The sequence below is a fragment of the Pelodictyon phaeoclathratiforme BU-1 genome, assembly GCF_000020645.1.
In the GTDB taxonomy this organism is placed as follows: domain Bacteria; phylum Bacteroidota; class Chlorobiia; order Chlorobiales; family Chlorobiaceae; genus Chlorobium; species Chlorobium phaeoclathratiforme.
Window position 1 is genome coordinate 408,258 of sequence record NC_011060.1, and the last position, 16,513, is coordinate 424,770.

Annotated in this window: 14 protein-coding genes and 2 tRNA genes; 12 read left to right on the forward strand and 4 right to left on the reverse strand. The window is 47.9% G+C overall.

Going from position 1 to position 16,513, the window contains the following annotated elements; all coding sequences use genetic code 11:
- The first annotated feature begins 107 nt into the window (after positions 1–107).
- From ruvA to PPHA_RS02155, 8 genes are all read left to right on the forward strand, one after another.
- Positions 108–710, forward strand: coding sequence for a Holliday junction branch migration protein RuvA (gene ruvA / locus PPHA_RS02120; protein ID WP_012507246.1), 603 nt, complete (start codon positions 108–110; stop codon positions 708–710).
- Between the two features lie 9 nt (positions 711–719).
- Complete coding sequence (locus PPHA_RS02125; RefSeq protein ID WP_012507247.1) at positions 720–1,988, forward strand: bifunctional folylpolyglutamate synthase/dihydrofolate synthase; 1,269 nt, start codon at positions 720–722, stop codon at positions 1,986–1,988.
- A gap of 319 nt (positions 1,989–2,307) precedes the next feature.
- Positions 2,308–3,597, forward strand: coding sequence for a transcription termination factor Rho (gene rho / locus PPHA_RS02130; protein ID WP_012507248.1), 1,290 nt, complete (start codon positions 2,308–2,310; stop codon positions 3,595–3,597).
- Positions 3,598–3,966: 369 nt separating this feature from the next.
- Positions 3,967–4,039 (forward strand) — tRNA-Lys (locus PPHA_RS02135).
- Between the two features lie 34 nt (positions 4,040–4,073).
- Positions 4,074–4,155, forward strand: a tRNA-Leu gene (locus PPHA_RS02140).
- Positions 4,156–4,253: 98 nt separating this feature from the next.
- A complete protein-coding gene (locus PPHA_RS02145) occupies positions 4,254–5,003 on the forward strand; it encodes an electron transfer flavoprotein subunit beta/FixA family protein (RefSeq protein ID WP_012507250.1) in 750 nt (249 codons plus the stop codon).
- Positions 5,004–5,034: 31 nt separating this feature from the next.
- Positions 5,035–6,018 (forward strand): electron transfer flavoprotein subunit alpha/FixB family protein, encoded by a 984-nt coding sequence (locus PPHA_RS02150; RefSeq protein WP_012507251.1) that lies wholly within the window; start codon positions 5,035–5,037, stop codon positions 6,016–6,018.
- A gap of 74 nt (positions 6,019–6,092) precedes the next feature.
- Positions 6,093–6,686, forward strand: coding sequence for a bifunctional nuclease family protein (locus PPHA_RS02155; protein ID WP_012507252.1), 594 nt, complete (start codon positions 6,093–6,095; stop codon positions 6,684–6,686).
- Between the two features lie 109 nt (positions 6,687–6,795).
- Here PPHA_RS02155 and bamA read toward each other — a convergent pair whose 3' ends face one another.
- On the reverse strand, positions 6,796–9,300 hold the full coding sequence (bamA, locus tag PPHA_RS02160; protein ID WP_012507253.1) for an outer membrane protein assembly factor BamA: 2,505 nt from the start codon (positions 9,298–9,300) through the stop codon (positions 6,796–6,798).
- A 22-nt stretch (positions 9,301–9,322) separates the two neighbouring features.
- Positions 9,323–10,171 carry an isoprenyl transferase gene (locus PPHA_RS02165; RefSeq protein ID WP_012507254.1) on the reverse strand — a complete coding sequence of 283 codons (849 nt, stop codon included), beginning with the start codon at positions 10,169–10,171 and terminating at the stop codon, positions 9,323–9,325.
- A 221-nt stretch (positions 10,172–10,392) separates the two neighbouring features.
- On the opposite strand from PPHA_RS02165, the gene gatA reads away from it, so the two are divergent.
- A complete protein-coding gene (gene gatA / locus PPHA_RS02170; RefSeq protein ID WP_012507255.1) occupies positions 10,393–11,820 on the forward strand; it encodes an Asp-tRNA(Asn)/Glu-tRNA(Gln) amidotransferase subunit GatA in 1,428 nt (475 codons plus the stop codon).
- Positions 11,821–11,866: 46 nt separating this feature from the next.
- Entirely contained in the window at positions 11,867–12,766 is a 900-nt protein-coding gene (gene sucD / locus PPHA_RS02175) for a succinate--CoA ligase subunit alpha (RefSeq protein ID WP_012507256.1), read from the forward strand.
- A 159-nt stretch (positions 12,767–12,925) separates the two neighbouring features.
- Here the strand turns inward: sucD and PPHA_RS02180 are convergent, their stop codons facing one another.
- Positions 12,926–13,906, reverse strand: coding sequence for a KpsF/GutQ family sugar-phosphate isomerase (locus PPHA_RS02180; protein WP_012507257.1), 981 nt, complete (start codon positions 13,904–13,906; stop codon positions 12,926–12,928).
- Between the two features lie 125 nt (positions 13,907–14,031).
- Between PPHA_RS02180 and PPHA_RS02185 the strand changes: the two genes are divergently transcribed.
- Complete coding sequence (locus PPHA_RS02185; protein WP_012507258.1) at positions 14,032–14,379, forward strand: hypothetical protein; 348 nt, start codon at positions 14,032–14,034, stop codon at positions 14,377–14,379.
- A 23-nt stretch (positions 14,380–14,402) separates the two neighbouring features.
- A complete protein-coding gene (locus PPHA_RS02190; protein WP_012507259.1) occupies positions 14,403–15,917 on the forward strand; it encodes a lipopolysaccharide biosynthesis protein in 1,515 nt (504 codons plus the stop codon).
- A 12-nt stretch (positions 15,918–15,929) separates the two neighbouring features.
- On the opposite strand, the gene PPHA_RS02195 is transcribed toward PPHA_RS02190, so the two are convergent.
- Complete coding sequence (locus PPHA_RS02195; RefSeq protein ID WP_012507260.1) at positions 15,930–16,439, reverse strand: Spy/CpxP family protein refolding chaperone; 510 nt, start codon at positions 16,437–16,439, stop codon at positions 15,930–15,932.
- Positions 16,440–16,513: the final 74 nt, after the last annotated feature.

Genomic DNA, 16,513 nt, shown 5'->3' on the forward strand with positions numbered 1-16,513 from the left:
TTTTTGGCGCGACCAATAGAGATCTTCATTGTCTGACATCCGGCCTCAAAAAGCCGCAGAGCATTTTCTGCAGTTGTTTTTCAGGCCGGGTTTCCATACCCTCTTTCATGTTTGCATATTTTCGCGGCAAGCTTACTTCGGTATTGCCAGAAGAGGTGGTTGTAGAGGTTTCCGGTATTGCTTACCAGTTTCTGATTTCAGCAGCCACACATCGTCAATTACCCGAACAGGGTAGTGAGGTGTTCCTTTTTTCACATCTTGTTGTCAGGGAAGATCTTCTGCAACTTTACGGCTTTTCGGGAGAAGAGGAGCGTCAATTGTTCCGGTTGCTTCTGCTCACTACGGGTGTGGGACCCAAACTTGCCCTCGCCCTTCTTTCCGGATTATCAGTTCAGGATATTCACGACGCTATTCTGACCAATACTCCCGAACGCCTCTACGGTATCACCGGTGTTGGAAAAAAGACGGCTGCAAGGATTATTCTTGAGTTACGCGATAAAGTTCTGAAACTTTCTCCTGTTTCTGCTCTTGCTTCTCCGGCCCGGCTTTCGTCAACCCTCTTGCGCGATGATGCCGTCAATGCTCTTGTAACTCTTGGATTTTCCAGAATCATTGTTCAAAAAGCTGTTGTAGCTATTCTCGAACAAAACCCCGGATTGACAGTCGAAGAGGTGATCAAAGCAGCTCTCGTCTCAATTCATAACAGTTAGCAGATAACGGTGACCTACCAGGAAGCTCTCGATTTTCTTTACCCACTGCATCGCTTCGGAATAAAACCAGGCCTTGAACGTGTTCGCACGTTGCTTGATCTTCATGGCTCACCGCAGAAGCGGTTGGGATTGCTTGTCCATATCGCCGGAACCAATGGCAAAGGGAGTGTTGCTGCGGCACTTGCCTCGATCTTTCAGGCTGCAGGTAAAAAGTGTGCACTCTATACCTCTCCGCATCTGGTCGATTTTACCGAGAGGATTCGTATCAATGGCTCCCGTATTCCACAGGAGAGAGTTGCCCACTACTGTACTCGTTTCCGTGATGCGGTTGTAGAAAATCACTCCACCTTTTTTGAGGCAACAACAGCCATCGCCTTTGCCTGGTTTGCCGATGAAGGCGTTGATGTTACCATCCTTGAGACCGGCATGGGCGGAAGGCTTGATGCAACCAATGTTGTGCACTCTGATTATGTGGTGATTACAACAATCGCTCTTGATCACACGGACTGGCTTGGCGGGACGCTACCCCTTATTGCTGCTGAAAAAGCGGCTATTATCAAAAAAGGGAGCAGGGTATTTACTGCTGTATCCCGGCAGGAAGCCCTTCTTCCGATACAAACGATGGCGGAATTGTGTGATGCACCACTTTTTGTTTATGGAAAAGATGCACTCAGTACCATTATTTCTGCTCAACCGGGAGTGCTTGAGCTTGAGGTTACGACAGCGTCCCGAAAGTATCGAGGCTTGAAGGTACCCCTTACCGGATCGTTTCATGCCGCCAACGTCTCCCTTGCCGTTATGGTGGCGGAAGACACCGGCATTGCTGCCGAACAGATCTCTTCGGGGCTTGAACGGTTATTGCAGACCGGGTACCGCGCAAGGCTGGAACAGATTGGTATGAATCCCGCCATACTTCTTGACGTATCGCATAATCCTGATGGTATGCGAGAAACCGTCAACACTCTTCTTTCTTTCCGGAAAAAATACCGCCGGATCTCTGTTGTGCTTGGTCTGGCTTCAGACAAGGATGCCAGGGCGGTTATCCGGGAACTGCATCGTCTTGAATGCTCTTTTGTTCTTGTCAATATTCCCTCGGAGCGCTCAGTTTCAGCCGAAGTACTCAGCTCAATATGTCAGGAAGAGGGCTCAGCGGCAACTGTATGCGCTACCGGCAGAGAAGGGCTTGCTTATCTGTTGTCAAGGGCAGGTGCTGATGATTTGATTCTTGTGACAGGCTCGTTCTATCTTGCAGGTGAGATTATCGCTACGGGAAGATGATAATACGCTGGTGTGAAGAACGCTTTTTTGTCGAAATTTTTTTATATTCTACACGAGCCACTGAAATTCTTCGTGTGTTGAAAGGAACATCCCGTTCCATAATTCCTTACCGTGCTTATCCCGTTTTCAATTATAGATAGTCTTCCCTGGTCATCTTCTTTTTCCTGCTTTCATGGTACATGATGAAGCGTTAAGAGGTAATCTTCCGATAATGTATTGTACGCATTACTGGTTATGGTGCAGGGATACTCACCGGTGGGGTGAGATGGGTTCACTATTTTATTGCCTTTTTAAATAACAAGCGTTGAATACAATCAAAATGTCGAACAATTCGGTTTGTAAAGGTCTGGACATCAATATGCTCCAGAAAAAGAAGGTTTCTGAACTGCATGTTTTAGCCAAAGAGCTTGGAGTGATGGCTGCCGGTTTGCGAAAGGAGGAGCTGATTTTCAAGATTATTGAGGCGCAGTCACAGAAAAATACCGACTCCGAAAGCGGTAACGTCATGGTCAACACCGGCGTTCTGCAGGTCATCCCGGAAGGTTACGGCTTTTTACGGTCAGCCAATTACAACTACCTTTCCTCTCCTGACGATATTTATGTATCCCCGTCCCAGATCAAGCGATTTAACATGCGTACCGGTGATACCGTCTCCGGACAAGTAAGGGCTCCAAAGGAGGGAGAACGCTTTTTTGCCTTGCTGAAGATCAACACCATTGATGGTAACGACCCTGAAATTACACGAGAGCGCCCCTACTTCGAAAATCTGACCCCCCTTTTTCCGCGAGAGCGCCTCAAGCTCGAAACCAAGCAGTCGGAAGCATGTGGCCGCATCATGGATATTTTTACCCCTATCGGTAAAGGGCAGAGAGGCCTGATTGTGGCGCAGCCGAAAACCGGCAAAACGATGTTGTTGCAGATGATTGCCAATGCCATTATCAAAAATCATCCAGAGGTCTACCTTATTGTGCTGCTTATCGACGAACGCCCTGAAGAGGTGACCGACATGGCCCGGAGTGTTCCGGCAGAAGTGGTAAGCTCCACCTTTGATGAGGATCCCGAACGTCACGTTCTTGTAGCCGATATGGTGCTTGAAAAGGCGAAGCGGCTTGTGGAGGTTGGTCGTGATGTGGTGGTGCTGCTCGATTCCATTACACGGCTTGCAAGGGCTCACAATACCATCATTCCCCATTCAGGAAAAATCCTGTCAGGTGGTATCGATGCCAATGCCCTTACCAAACCGAAACGCTTCTTTGGTGCAGCCCGTAATATCGAGGAAGGCGGAAGCCTGACCATTATTGCCACCGCGCTTATTGATACCGGTTCCCGCATGGATGATGTTATTTTCGAAGAGTTCAAAGGAACAGGCAATATGGAGCTTCTGCTCGACCGTCGGCTTTCTGAGCGTCGTATTTTCCCATCCATTGATATTCTTCGCTCCAGTACCCGTAAGGAAGAGCTGCTCTTTACACAGGAAGAGCTTTCAAGGACATGGTTGCTCAGAAAATACCTTGCCGACAAGAACCCTATCGAGTGCATGGAGTTCATGCGTGAGAAAATGGCTGACACCAAGGATAACAAGGACTTTTTCAAATACATGAATGCCTGAAGAGGGTATTGCCCCCGATCAGCGATACGACAAGAGAGATCCTCGCAGGGCAGCATTCGACCTCTTGATGCAAAGAAGAGACTCTCTTCCGTTCGTGCATCGGAGTGTTTCCTGTCGATAGTCTCTCCTGCGACAACATTTTATGAAAAGAGTAGGAATAATTATTTGCAGTTCTGAAAAAAGTTTCTATATTATCTGCCTTTAAAACAAGAGGAAAGACACTTACTATATGCCCTGCGGAAAAAAGAGAAAACGTCATAAAATGGCGGTACACAAGCGCAAAAAGATGCGCCGTAAGAATCGGCACAAGAAGCGCCAGAGATACCAGAATAAGTAAGTTCCGGTACTCCAGTACCATGGTTACAGGTTGAGAATATAGCTCAGTCGGTAGAGCATCTGCCTTTTAAGCAGAGGGTCGAAGGTTCGAGTCCTTCTATTCTCACTGACTGCTGGTTTGAATTCAGTAGTTAAGACAAGCCCGAGTGGTGAAATTGGTAGACACACTATCTTGAGGGGGTAGCGCCGAAAGGTGTAGGAGTTCGAATCTCCTCTCGGGCACTTGTTTTTTTCAGAAAAGCCGCTTCAAAGCGGCTTTTCTGATTAAAGTGAAATTTTTATTGCACATGGTAGTGCAATGGCTATCAGGAGAAACTGCTATGGATATTGCTGTCTGTCTCTGTCAGGTACCCGATACCGCCTCGGTTATCACCGTTCTTGATGGAGCTGTTGACCTCTCAAGAGTTCATGAGGTGATGAATCCCTTCGACGAGTATGCTCTTGAAGAAGCGGTACGTCTCAAAGAGCGTTTTGAAGGGAGTGTTGTGACCCTCTTCTGCGTAGCTCCCCCCTCAGCAAAAGAGATGCTCCGCAAAGCCCTTGCCCTGGGTGGAGATAGGGCTGTACTGATAAGCGGTACAAAAGAGCCATCAGATCCCTTTCAGACCGCCTTGCTTCTCAGCCGTGCAATTTCTGCCTGTTACGCGACGGCTCTTCCGGATCTTATTTTTTGCGGTAAGCACTCAACCGACTTTCAAAGCGCCCAGGTTCCACTGATGCTTGCCGAACTGCTTGATCTTGCATCGGTCAGCGCCATTATCAAACTGAACGCATCAACTGAGGGCATTCAGGTTGAGCGTGAAATTGAGGGGGGCATTGAATTGCTCGATCTTCACTATCCGGCACTCTTCAGCGTTGAAAAAGGGTTGAATGTGCCGCGTAAAACGACGATCAAAGCGGTCATTGAAGCGCGAAAAAAACCGATTGATCATCTATCCCTCACGCTTAGCGAGAGCCCTTTTGTCGCCATTACCGCCATGAAGCCCCTGATAAGGAAAAAACAGTGTCGATTTGTGTCGGACGCAAAAGAGCTGATCCGGCTGCTCGGTCATGAAGAGGCTCTATTCTGAGCTGAGAGGAAAAAGAGGAGGCAATAAGGCTATGAAGAGATGTTTGGTTTTTCTCGAACAGAGGGAAGGTGTTGTTAAACAAGCTTCCATTGACACCTGGAACAGGGTTCAGGAGCTTGCCACCCTGCGACCGGACATAACCGTCTCAGCTCTCCTTGCTGGCCCGGCGGACCTCCGTCAGCTTGAAGGCCGTATGGCAGGAACGGGGGTTCTTTACCTGGCCAGTGACGCCCGTTTCAGCAGGTACAATCCGGAACACTATCAGAGGTTGATTACTGATATCATGAAGAGGGAGGCGTGCAGTGATCTCTTTTTTGCTGATACGGTACTCAGCCGTGATCTTGCACCCCGGCTCTCCGTGCGTCTTAAGGCATCACTGCTCTCGGGATGCTCAATCATTGAAGATATCGCCTCCGAGGCTTCTTGCACAAGAGCGCTCTATTCTGGTTCCGTAATCGCCTCGTTTGCACCCCGGCGTCCATTAAGCATTTATACCACCTCTTCACGTCCAACGCATCCAATCATCCCTTCCGAAACTCATATTTCACTTGTTCTCCTTGAGCCACCCGGTTTCATCGAAGCGACTCTTTTACCTGTTGTTTGCGGGATGGTGATGCGTGAAAGCGGTTCAGACGTGACAGAAGCCGGAATTATTGTTGCCGGTGGCAGAGGAATGGGCAGCGCAGAGGATTTTGAGCAGCTTGAAGAGCTTGCCCGGCTCCTTGGAGGTGTCGTGGGAGCGAGCCGTCCCGTGGTTGATGAAGGGTGGCGGCCACATGCCGAACAGATCGGCCAGACTGGCAAAACTGTGGCTCCAGCCCTCTATGTTGCCTGTGCCATATCAGGTGCACCTCAGCATCTGGCCGGTATAGGATCATCCAGAAAAGTGGTTGCCATCAACAGTGATCCTCATGCACCGATTTTTGATGTTGCTGATTATGGTATTGTTGGTGATGTGCACCTTGTACTGCCAAAACTGATAGAAGGGCTGCAGGAATTTTTGAAGAAGAGATGATTAACTGTTATATAATGGTTGTGTGCTGATGGCACGCTTTATGGAAATATTGAGCATAATTATTCTTTGAGCCCATGCGTAAACTTCAGGTAGATATTCTTGGACTTTCGACAAGTCCCCATACCAACGGAGCCTATGCCCTTATCCTTTATGAACTTGAGGGAAAACGTAAACTACCGATCATTATCGGCGGCTTCGAGGCGCAGGCCATTGCCCTGAAACTTGAAAACATTAAACCCCCGAGGCCATTTACCCACGATCTTTTCAAAAATATTGCCGATGCGTTTCATTTGCATGTCAATGAAATTATTATTGATGAACTGCACAATGAAACCTTTTATGCCAAAGTAGTCTGTGAGGTGAACGGTGAAGTGCATGAAATCGATGCACGTCCCAGTGATGCTATCGCCATTGCTGTGCGTTTTAATGCGCCACTTTTTGTCACAGAAGAGATCATGAACGAGGCCGGTATCAAGGAAGAGCAGAAAGAGGAAGGTGAAGAGGATGGCATTCCCCTCGAAACAGAAGAGAGAGTTGCAGGGCTGCTCAATCCTGAAGCGCTGCTCGACGAGCTGCAGGCGGCCCTTAATGACGCCATCAGCAACGAAAACTATGAAGAGGCCGCAAGACTTCGCGACGAAATATCGCGGATGAAAAGGAGATCCTGAAGAGAGAACTGTTTTTCAGTGTATTCGTATTTCCTTCAATCTTGCCAGGGTCAATGTCACCGTTTCGGTCACCCCAATGGACATTGACCCCTTCAGATCGTAACCGGAGTTATTCCATTGTCGTGCCAAAGCTGAACATGAAGCTCCATCCCTGTTTTGTCTTGTCCGGAACGCTCTCGACGGCGTCGAAGCCATAGCCGTAATCAAGTCCGATTTGACCGATAATAGGCAGGTAGAGTCGGAGGCCAAGTCCGGCTGATTTTTTCAGATCCGAAAAATCAACTGCCTCCGCATTTTCCCAGAGATTACCAGCTTCAACAAAGGCAAGTCCATAGATGCTTACCGAGGACGACAGGGTAATCGGGTAGCGCATTTCAGAAGTGAACTTCGAGTAAATATTTCCTGCATACAAGCTTGAGCTTGCCGAACTCCCTCCAAGTTTTGTCCCAAGGCTCCGGTCGTCATACCCTCTCAGCGACACCGTTGGCAGCGAGGACATGCCACTGCCACCCATGTAGAAGTACTCGGTGTAAGGGATGTAATCATTTTCATTGAAAGTCGACAGATAGCCGTGTTGTGTCGAAAGGTTCAAAACGAACTTTTTTGTAATCGGGAAGAACCAGCTCGAGGTTCCGGTGAATTTGTAGAAATCAACGGTACCCGGCAGTGGTCCGCCGGCAAGCTGTGCCGTTATTGAGTTTTTGCTGCCCCTTCTCGGATAGATCGGGCTGTCGATACTGTTGCGGCCAATGGTTTGCGAAATGGAAAACTCGTCGGCCTTGACGGGAGCGTTTGGATCGGTATAATCAACAAAACTGAGGAAGCCACCTTCACTGTGAAGGTATTTCAGTTTCCAGTTGACTGAGCAGTAGTCATCTGGCCAGGCCAGGCGCCTTCCGATGGAAAGTGTCGTACCAGTCTGGTCGATCGTATTTGGGTTATCGATACTGTCATCCGTGTAGTCGTAGGCACGATGAGTTTTAAAGGCTGAAAAACCAAGTGCAGTAGGTCCGCCAAATGCCCATGGCTCAGTAAAAGAGAGACTGAGTGTATTGTAGTCGTAACTTCCGAACTGCCATTGCAGGCCCAACTGCTGGCCATCACCGTGTGGCAGAGGCCTGTATGCATCACGGTTGAAAATATCCTGCAGTGAGAAGTTATTGAAAGTGACACCGATTGCGCCGGTAAATCCGCTGCCGCTGTAACCGACCGAAGCGTTAAACGTATCGGTCTGTTTTTCGTTGACCGAGTAGATCAGGTCAACAGTGTTGTTTTCAGGGTTCGGTTGAATGTCCGGGGTAATCTGTTCAGGGTCGAAGTAATTGAGCATACTGAGTTCGCGGATACTGCGGACAACATTCTTGCGGCTGAACATATCGCCAGGAACCGTGTAAAGCTCACGGCGGATCACATGATCCTTTGTTTTGGTATTGCCTTTGATCTTGATGGTGTTGAGCTGGAACTGCTCTCCCTCGCGCAAAGAGAGGACCAGATCGACCAGATCAGGTTTGACAATCTTTTCATCAATGTTTGCCCTGAAGGCGAGGTAGCCGCGATCAAGATAGATTGAACTGATATCGGAGTTGTCCTGCGAATAGTTCAGGCGCTCCTGGATCAGTTTGGGACTGTAAATATCACCCGGCTTGATTCGGAACGTTTTCTCAAGAATCTCCGTAGTCGCAAACTCCTTCGTATTCCCTTTCCAGGTGATTTTTCCGATTCGGTATTTTTGCCCCTCCTCAAGATAAATATCGAGAAAAAGTCCTTTTTTATCATCCGTGTAGCTAATTGCATCGCGAATAATACGTGCATCCCGGTAGCCGTTGTTCCGGTAAAACTCAATCAGCAGATTTTTGTCATCACCGAATTTATCGGTATCAAGTTTAGGTGTTCCGAAGATTTTACGCCACCATGAGTTTTGTGTCGTCTCCTTGAAAACGCCTCTCAGCTTATTTTGGCTGAAAGCGCTGTTGCCGTGAAAAGTGATTCTCTCAATTGAGACTTTCGCTCCTTCCGTAATCGAGAAAATAGCTTTAACCTGATTTTTTCCGTTCTCCACCAGGCGGAAGGTTGCTCCTGCCGTCAGGTACCCCTTCGATGCATAGAACTTTTCGATTTTATTGCTGGCAGTAAGCAACTCCTGTTCGCTTATTTTTTTACCAGTCACAAGCGCGGCTGTTCGCTTCAGCTCATCATTTTCCAGCTTGCTGTTGCCTTTAAACGCGATATCAGCAAGCACCGGCAGCTCATTGACGGTGAATTTCAGCGCGATGTTATTTTGGCCAAGATCACTTTTTTCAACCTTGATATCACTGAAAAGCTGGAGTTTCCAAAGATATTGGAGCGCTCCTGAGAGCTCCATTCCGGGGACGGAAATTTTGTCCATCACTTTCAGCGGAAGGCTGGTCGTTAATTCCTGTTCGCTGAGTGATTCAAGGCCGCTGAAGGAGATGGCCGTCACGGTGTAGATCTCCTTTTTCGGTGTCGTTATTTTTGTCTGCTCTGCTGCCGCGGGCTTTGCAACAGGCAGATTTTTTGCTTCAACGGTTTTCCCTGCAGCATCAAGGGCAAGAGCAAGTAGAACCAACGTTATCAGTTTTCGCGTTTGTTTCATGAAGTTTCCGGGATCAATCAGGTTAAAGCTTGTTTGTTGGTATATTTTTTTTCTGAACTTGTTCACTTGTCTGTCCAAATCTTCTCTCTCTGCTTTGAAATTCCCGTACGGCCTCATAAAGCTGAGAACGGTGAAAGTCGGGCCAATAGGTGTTGGTAAAGAAAATTTCGGAATAGGCGCACTGCCAAAGCATGAAATTGCTTATTCTGAACTCACCGCTTGTCCGAATCAGCAGATCGGGATCGGGTATGGAGCTGGTGGAGAGGTATGATGCGAGCAGATGTTCATCAACAGACTCCGCATTGATTCTTCCCGCCTGAACATCAAAGGCAATCGCCTGGCAAGCTTGGGTAAGATCCCATTGACCGCTGTAACTGAGAGCAATATTCAGCATCAGTTTGCTGTTGTTCTTGGTAAGTTCCATGGTTTTTGTCAGAACAGAACGTACTTTTTCAGGCAGAATCTCCATTTCTCCGATAACATTGAGACGGATGTTGTTGTCGTGGAGTTTACGGGTTTCTCTTCCAATAACCTTGACAAGAAGCTGCATCAGCGCCGAGACCTCTTTTTCCGGCCTTTTCCAGTTTTCTGTTGAAAAGGTAAAGAGGGTAAGGTAGCGAATGCCAAGTTGGGAGCATGATTCCACAACATCCCTGACCGATTCTACACCAGCGACATGGCCTTCGATTCTTGTTTTGCCCTTCAATCGTGCCCATCGTCCATTTCCATCCATAATGATTGCAATATGGTTGGGGAGCTGACACGTCGCTTTCAGATCAGCCTGAATGCGTTTATCGTCATCATCAGTATCCGAGGAAAACCAACTGGTTTTAGGCGTTGCTGTAAAGTCCATTATTTTTATAAGAGCCATAAATCCTGGTTTCTGTCTTGTCGCCTGAAGGTCAATCATTGAGCGAAGAATACTAATCTTGCGGCAGACTAAATCACCCCAAATTGAATAATATGCAGTTATTTCTTATTATACAAACTTTACACGGAACGGAGAGCCAGCATCAGGAGAGCTATTTTTTTTCTGAACGGTAAATATCCGGATTTCCAGAAATCCTTCTCATAAAATAATTCATAACAGACGTGCAATTTAGTAGTTACGAAGATCTTCGATCCAGGCTTGTCTCGCATGCAATAACCTGTGAAGAGGTCGTGCGTTTTTATTTGGAACGTATAGAGAATCATCGCGGCGATAATATTTACATAACGGTTTTTCATGATCAGGCGTTGGAACGGGCAAGAACCCTCGATCGGAAACTCAGGGAGGGAGGGAATCCTGGAAAATTGTTCGGGATGCCTATGGCAATCAAGGACAATATTGCCATGAAAAATTGCAGGCTTACCTGTGCCTCGAAAATTCTTGAGAATTACGAAAGTGTTTATGATGCCACTGCAGTGCTCCGACTTGAGGAGGCAGACGCTATTTTTCTTGGAAAAACCAATATGGACGAGTTTGCCATGGGCAGCTCGAATGAGAATTCAGCATTTGGCAACGTTCCCAATCCCTTTGATAAAACAAGAGTTCCTGGAGGCAGTTCAGGTGGATCTGCTGCTGCCGTTGCAAATGGCCTTGCTCTGGTGGCTCTCGGATCGGATACCGGAGGCTCTGTTCGTCAGCCAGCAGGTTTCTGTGATATTGTTGGGCTGAAACCGACCTATGGCAGGATCTCCCGTTATGGTCTTGTGGCGTTTGCCTCCTCCTTCGATCAGATAGGAGTGCTTGGTCTGAACTGTGATGATGTTGCTCTTGTGCTCGGGGTTATGGCGGGCAAGGATGAAGGTGATGCCACTTCCTCCCGGCATCCCGTTGCCGATTACGCATCTGAAATGGCGACGCTCTCTGTTGATGGATTAAAGATAGGTGTACCGAAAGAGTATTTTCCTGAAACACTGAACCCTGAAGTATCCCGCATGGTGAAGGGAAAGCTTGAAGAGCTTCGCGCTCAGGGAGCTGAACTTGTTCCAGTCACGCTTCCTGACAGTGCATATGCCATAGCAGCCTACTACATACTTGTTACCGCCGAAGCCTCATCCAATCTTGCCCGTTTTGATGGTGCACGATATGGCTACCGCTCCGAAATGTCGGAAGATCTTGCCGCCATGTATGTCAATTCAAGGACAGAAGGGTTCGGCAGGGAGGTCAAGCGCCGCATTATGCTTGGAACCTACGTGCTTTCCGCAGGCTATTATGATACCTACTACAAAAAGGCACAGCAGGTCCGCCGGGTTTTTCAGGATCGGTATCGTGAGGCCTTGGATAAGGTCGATGTCATAGCCGGTCCGACCTCACCCTTTCCTCCTTTTGGGATCGGTGACAAAACCGAAAATCCTCTTGAAATGTATCTTGCCGATGTTTTCACCGTTCCGGCAAGTATCGTCGGTATGCCGGCAATCAGTGTTCCACTCGGGTTTGACAGTATGAACCTGCCTGTAGGGATGCACCTTATCTGTAATTTTTTTGAGGAAGGAAAGCTGCTCGGGATAGCCCGACACATGCAGCGATCCCTGTGAGTTTCGGTAGGAGTATTTAGCAACTTAATTTTAATGATACGGTAAAATGAGTGTATTAGTAAACAAGGATACCCGCCTGCTCGTGCAAGGGATAACCGGTGGGGAAGGTACCTTTCACACCTCCCAGATTCTTGAATATGGAACCAATGTGGTCGCCGGAGTCACACCGGGCAAAGGTGGTATACTCTATCATGGCAACGAAAAAGACAAGTTTTGCCGACCAGTGCCGGTTTTTGATACAGTACGTGAAGCCGTGCAGAAGGCCGAAGCCAATGCAACCGTCATTTTTGTTCCGGCAGCATTTGCAGCCGATGCGGTTATGGAGGCTGCTGATGCCGGACTGAAAGTGATTATCTGTATCACTGAAGGCATTCCTGTTAACGATATGATGAAAGCATATGCTTTTGTCAAGCAAAAGGGAGCCGTTCTTGTGGGGCCAAACTGTCCGGGCGTTATTACTCCAGGTGAAGCCAAAGTTGGTATCATGCCTGGTTTTATCCACAAAAAAGGAACGATTGGGGTTGTTTCCCGGAGTGGCACCCTTACCTACGAAGCGGTTCACCAACTGACAGAGGTTGGTCTTGGTCAATCGACCTGTATCGGTATTGGTGGGGATCCAATTATTGGTACCCAGTTTATTGACGCCATCAAGCTCTTTGCTATGGATGATGAAACTGAAGGGCTTGTGATGATCGGTGAAATAGGTGGAAGTGCTGAAGAGGAAGCTGCTGCCTACATCAAGGAATACTTCAAAAAACCGGTTATTGGATTCATTGCCGGTCGCACAGCGCCTCCAGGCCGGAGAATGGGCCATGCCGGCGCAATTGTATCCGGAGGAAAAGGAACAGCCGAAGACAAAATAACAGCAATGGAAGCAGCAGGCATTCATGTTGTAAAAAGCCCCGCCGATATTGGCGAAGCAATGCTAAAAGCACTGGGTCGGTAAGGCAAAGTTAGGTCAGGAAAATAGGAGTTATGGGACTTATGGGACTTATATAAGCCCTGTTGGTACTATAACTCCTATAAGTCCCATAAGTCCCATAACTCCTATACTTCCCATAACTTCCCAACTTCCCATAACTCCCCAACTCCCCAACCTCCCCCCCTATAACCCCAGTACAATTAAATCATGAATATGCACCATTCCAACAGGATGCTGTTCATCGTCGCACACCAGCAACTGTGTAATGCGCCAGGTTTCAAGAATGTCAAGACACTCTTTAGCCATGGTGTCGCCTGTGACAGTCTTGGGATTTGCAGTCATAACTGAACCCGCGCTGAGGTTGAGGAACTCCCTGCCACTCTGCACCAGGCGACGAAGGTCACCATCGGTAAAAATGCCGCACAGCTTACCATCATCAGTTATAACAGCGCTTACTCCATATCGCTTCGATGTCATTTCAAGGATAAGACCGGTCACCGAAGCACTCTCTGACACGATAGGGACAGCATCGCCTTTTGCCATGATGTCACTTACTTTTACAGTCAACCGTCGTCCGAGTGATCCTTTGGGATGGGTCAGCGCAAAATCTCTTTGTGTGAAATTTTTCACCTGCATCAACGCAATGGCAAGGGCATCTCCCATGGCGAGCATAGCCGTTGTCGAGGTTGTCGGTGCCAGATCATACGGACAAGCCTCTTTTGCTATGCCGGTATCAAGTGTGATATCCGCTTTCTGGGCAAGAAAAGAGCGGGGATTGCCAGTCATCGCAATAATTTTTGCACCAATCTGGCGGAGTGCCGGGATGATAAAGTTCAGCTCCTCGGTTGTGCCGCTTTTCGAAAGACAGATGACGGTATCGGTATGACCGACAATCCCAAGATCTCCATGAGCGGCATCTGCCGGATGAAGAAAAAGGGCTGTTGAACCAGTTGATGACATCGTTGCGGCTATTTTTTGTGCAATGATACCTGATTTCCCCATACCGGAGATGATGATTTTTCCCTGGCATGATGCAAGAAGTTCCACGGCAGCCGAAAAACTCTCATCAAGTCGTTCGGCTATCAAATGAATGGCGCGGGCTTCCTGATCAAGAATTATTTTTCCAAGCGCTGTAATTTCCTGTTTTTGGGATGGTATGCTCATGGTCTTCTGGCAGAATTGATGCTTCAATGAAGAAAAGATGGTTGGTTACTATTTTGATAAACTCTAATATCGGCTAAATTGAGCAAATACCGTTTTCTTTGCTAATCGACATAACCCGATTTCCCATGAGTTGGCTCGTTCTTCTGGGTATTTCCCTGTTACTTTTTTTCCTTCTGGTTTTTTTGCTCACCAGGTTTTTGGGATATATGAAAAAAGAGCAGAATCTGCAGATAGAATCATTTAGAGACTCGATTATTGACAAAGACAACCCTGTCGGCCTGTATGGAGATGAGCTTGAAAAACTCAAGCAGCAGCAAAATGAGGCGCAGCGCCATCTTCAGGAGGTGATATCAAAAATTCCTGTTATTCAAAAAGATGGCAGGTTTCAGATTGATGAGGAGGCGATACGACAGCGCCGGGCAGCCGCTCAGGCCAATGGAACCTCTGCGACAGCAAACGATGGTACCGTTTAAGTATTTCTGATTTTATTTGTGGCATGTTCTCAAAGTTAAAGCTTCTTTTCAAAGATACCGTCATCTACGGTTCAAGTACGATATTGGCCCGCAGTCTCAATTATCTGCTGGTTCCCCTCTATGCAAACAAACTTTCAACGTTTGACAATGGGGTACAAACCATCATTTATGCCAATATTGCTCTGGCAAATGTTCTTTTTTCCTATGGCCTTGAGACCTCATATCTCAAGGTCGTTTCCGATTCGGCAGATCATGAGAGGGATGAGACGCAGCTTTTTTCAACAGCTTTTCTGACACTTTTCCTCACCTCAACCCTGTTTGCTGTCGGCATTGCGCTTTTTGCGCCGCTCCTTGCCCAGCTCATAGGGCTCTCTGCGGGAGATTATCTTTTTGTCCGCTATGCAGCCCTTATTTTATGGCTTGACACCCTGCTGGTCATTCCCTTTGCAGAACTTCGCCTCAAAAGAAAAGCCTTGCAGTTTGCCATCGCCAGAGTAGCAGGTGTGGTAGCGGTTGTTATCAGTGCGGTGATTCTTATTGTTCCCCTCAATGCCGGTTTGCCAGGCGTCTTTATTGCAGAGGCATTCGGATCCCTGATCAGCCTTCTGCTGGTCATTCCGGTTCTCCGTCAGTTCAGGCTCTTTTTTTCAGCCGACCAGTTGCGTTCCATGCTTCGCATAGGGCTGCCCTATGTGCCGACAGGGATCGCCGGACTTCTGATTCATCTTATTGATCGCAATATTTTAATTCGCATATCCCCCTCAACAATTGAGCGTATTTATGGAAAAGGCTACCAGCCCTCCGATATTGTCGGTATTTATGGAAGAATTGCTGCGTTTGGTGTGGTGCTCCAGCTCTTTATCCAGGTTTTCCGCTTTGCGTGGCAGCCTTTTTTTCTTCAGCACTCCAAGGATCCGGATGCAAAACAGTTGTTCCGGCATATACTGAGTATTTCAACCCTTTTCACCATGTTCCTGGCGCTTGCAGCCACCTTTTTTGTGCCTGATCTGGTTCGCTATCACTATGGTGGAAGTTTTTACCTGCTCCCTCCCCGCTACTGGATCGGGCTATCAATTTTGCCGTGGATTTTTTTGAGTTACGTTTTTGACATGATCTCAACCAACCTCTCTGCAGGACTTCTTATTACCGGAAACACCCGTTATCTGCCTGTCGTCACCTTTGCCGGCGCTGCTGTAACAGCGTTTTTCTGCTGGTGGCTTATTCCTCTGCGAGGCATGGATGGCGCCGCTTATGCTATTGTGGCAGGAACGGCTGTCATGTCTGTTGTCATGGCCTGGTACTCACTAAAAGTTTTTCCGCTCCGCCATGACTGGCTTAAACTGTTTTTGCTGCTTGTAACGGCTGTTGCGATGGCATCAGTTCAGTTCCTTGCAGGGTCTGAGCTGCCCCAGGCCGGGGTTGTTTTTGCCTTCAAAATCGGGTTGCTCACCCTCTACCTTCTTATTGCAGCGGCCCTTTTTCGTCATGAGGCGCGGCTTGTTGCTGTTAAAGCAGGGCAAAAATTCCGCAGGAGGTGATTACTGCCACTCTCAGCGACCCGGAGATGGGTTCTCTCCCCACCGCTCACTTCTGTCAGGCCGCTTTCGTGCAGCAATACGCTCCAGTATTATCCTCAGCGAATCCCGCTGTCCGGGTGTACACACCTTTGCCAGTTCATGAAAGTGAAAGGCAAGCTGCCGTTCTACGGCTGCGTGACGGGAACCGATATTTCCAGCAATGCTCTCTATTTTTATGGTATCAGGCTTTTCTTGCAGAGCCTCCTGAATCAGTTGTTTTTTCAGCAAGGCAATTGCCTTCATTTCAGCTCCGACGTTGTGAAAATGTTCCTTTCGCAGTTTATCAAAACTGATCCTCTGCGACTCATCAAGGTCAAGCTGCCTGCTAAACGAGAGGCGCTTTTTGTTATGGATTACCGATTCGGTTCCGGGTATCAGCCTGCAACTCTCACGCCACCACAACGTAGCAAGCAGCGTCACATTGAGCACAGCGAGCAGCACAAGCGCTGTCGTAACAAGTCGTCTTGAATCAAGAAGGTTCATGGCATCCTCAAATCAGATTCTCCCTGCATAAGGCAGGAATTTCGTATCATCGTTTTCATCGGCTCTTTTTTGTA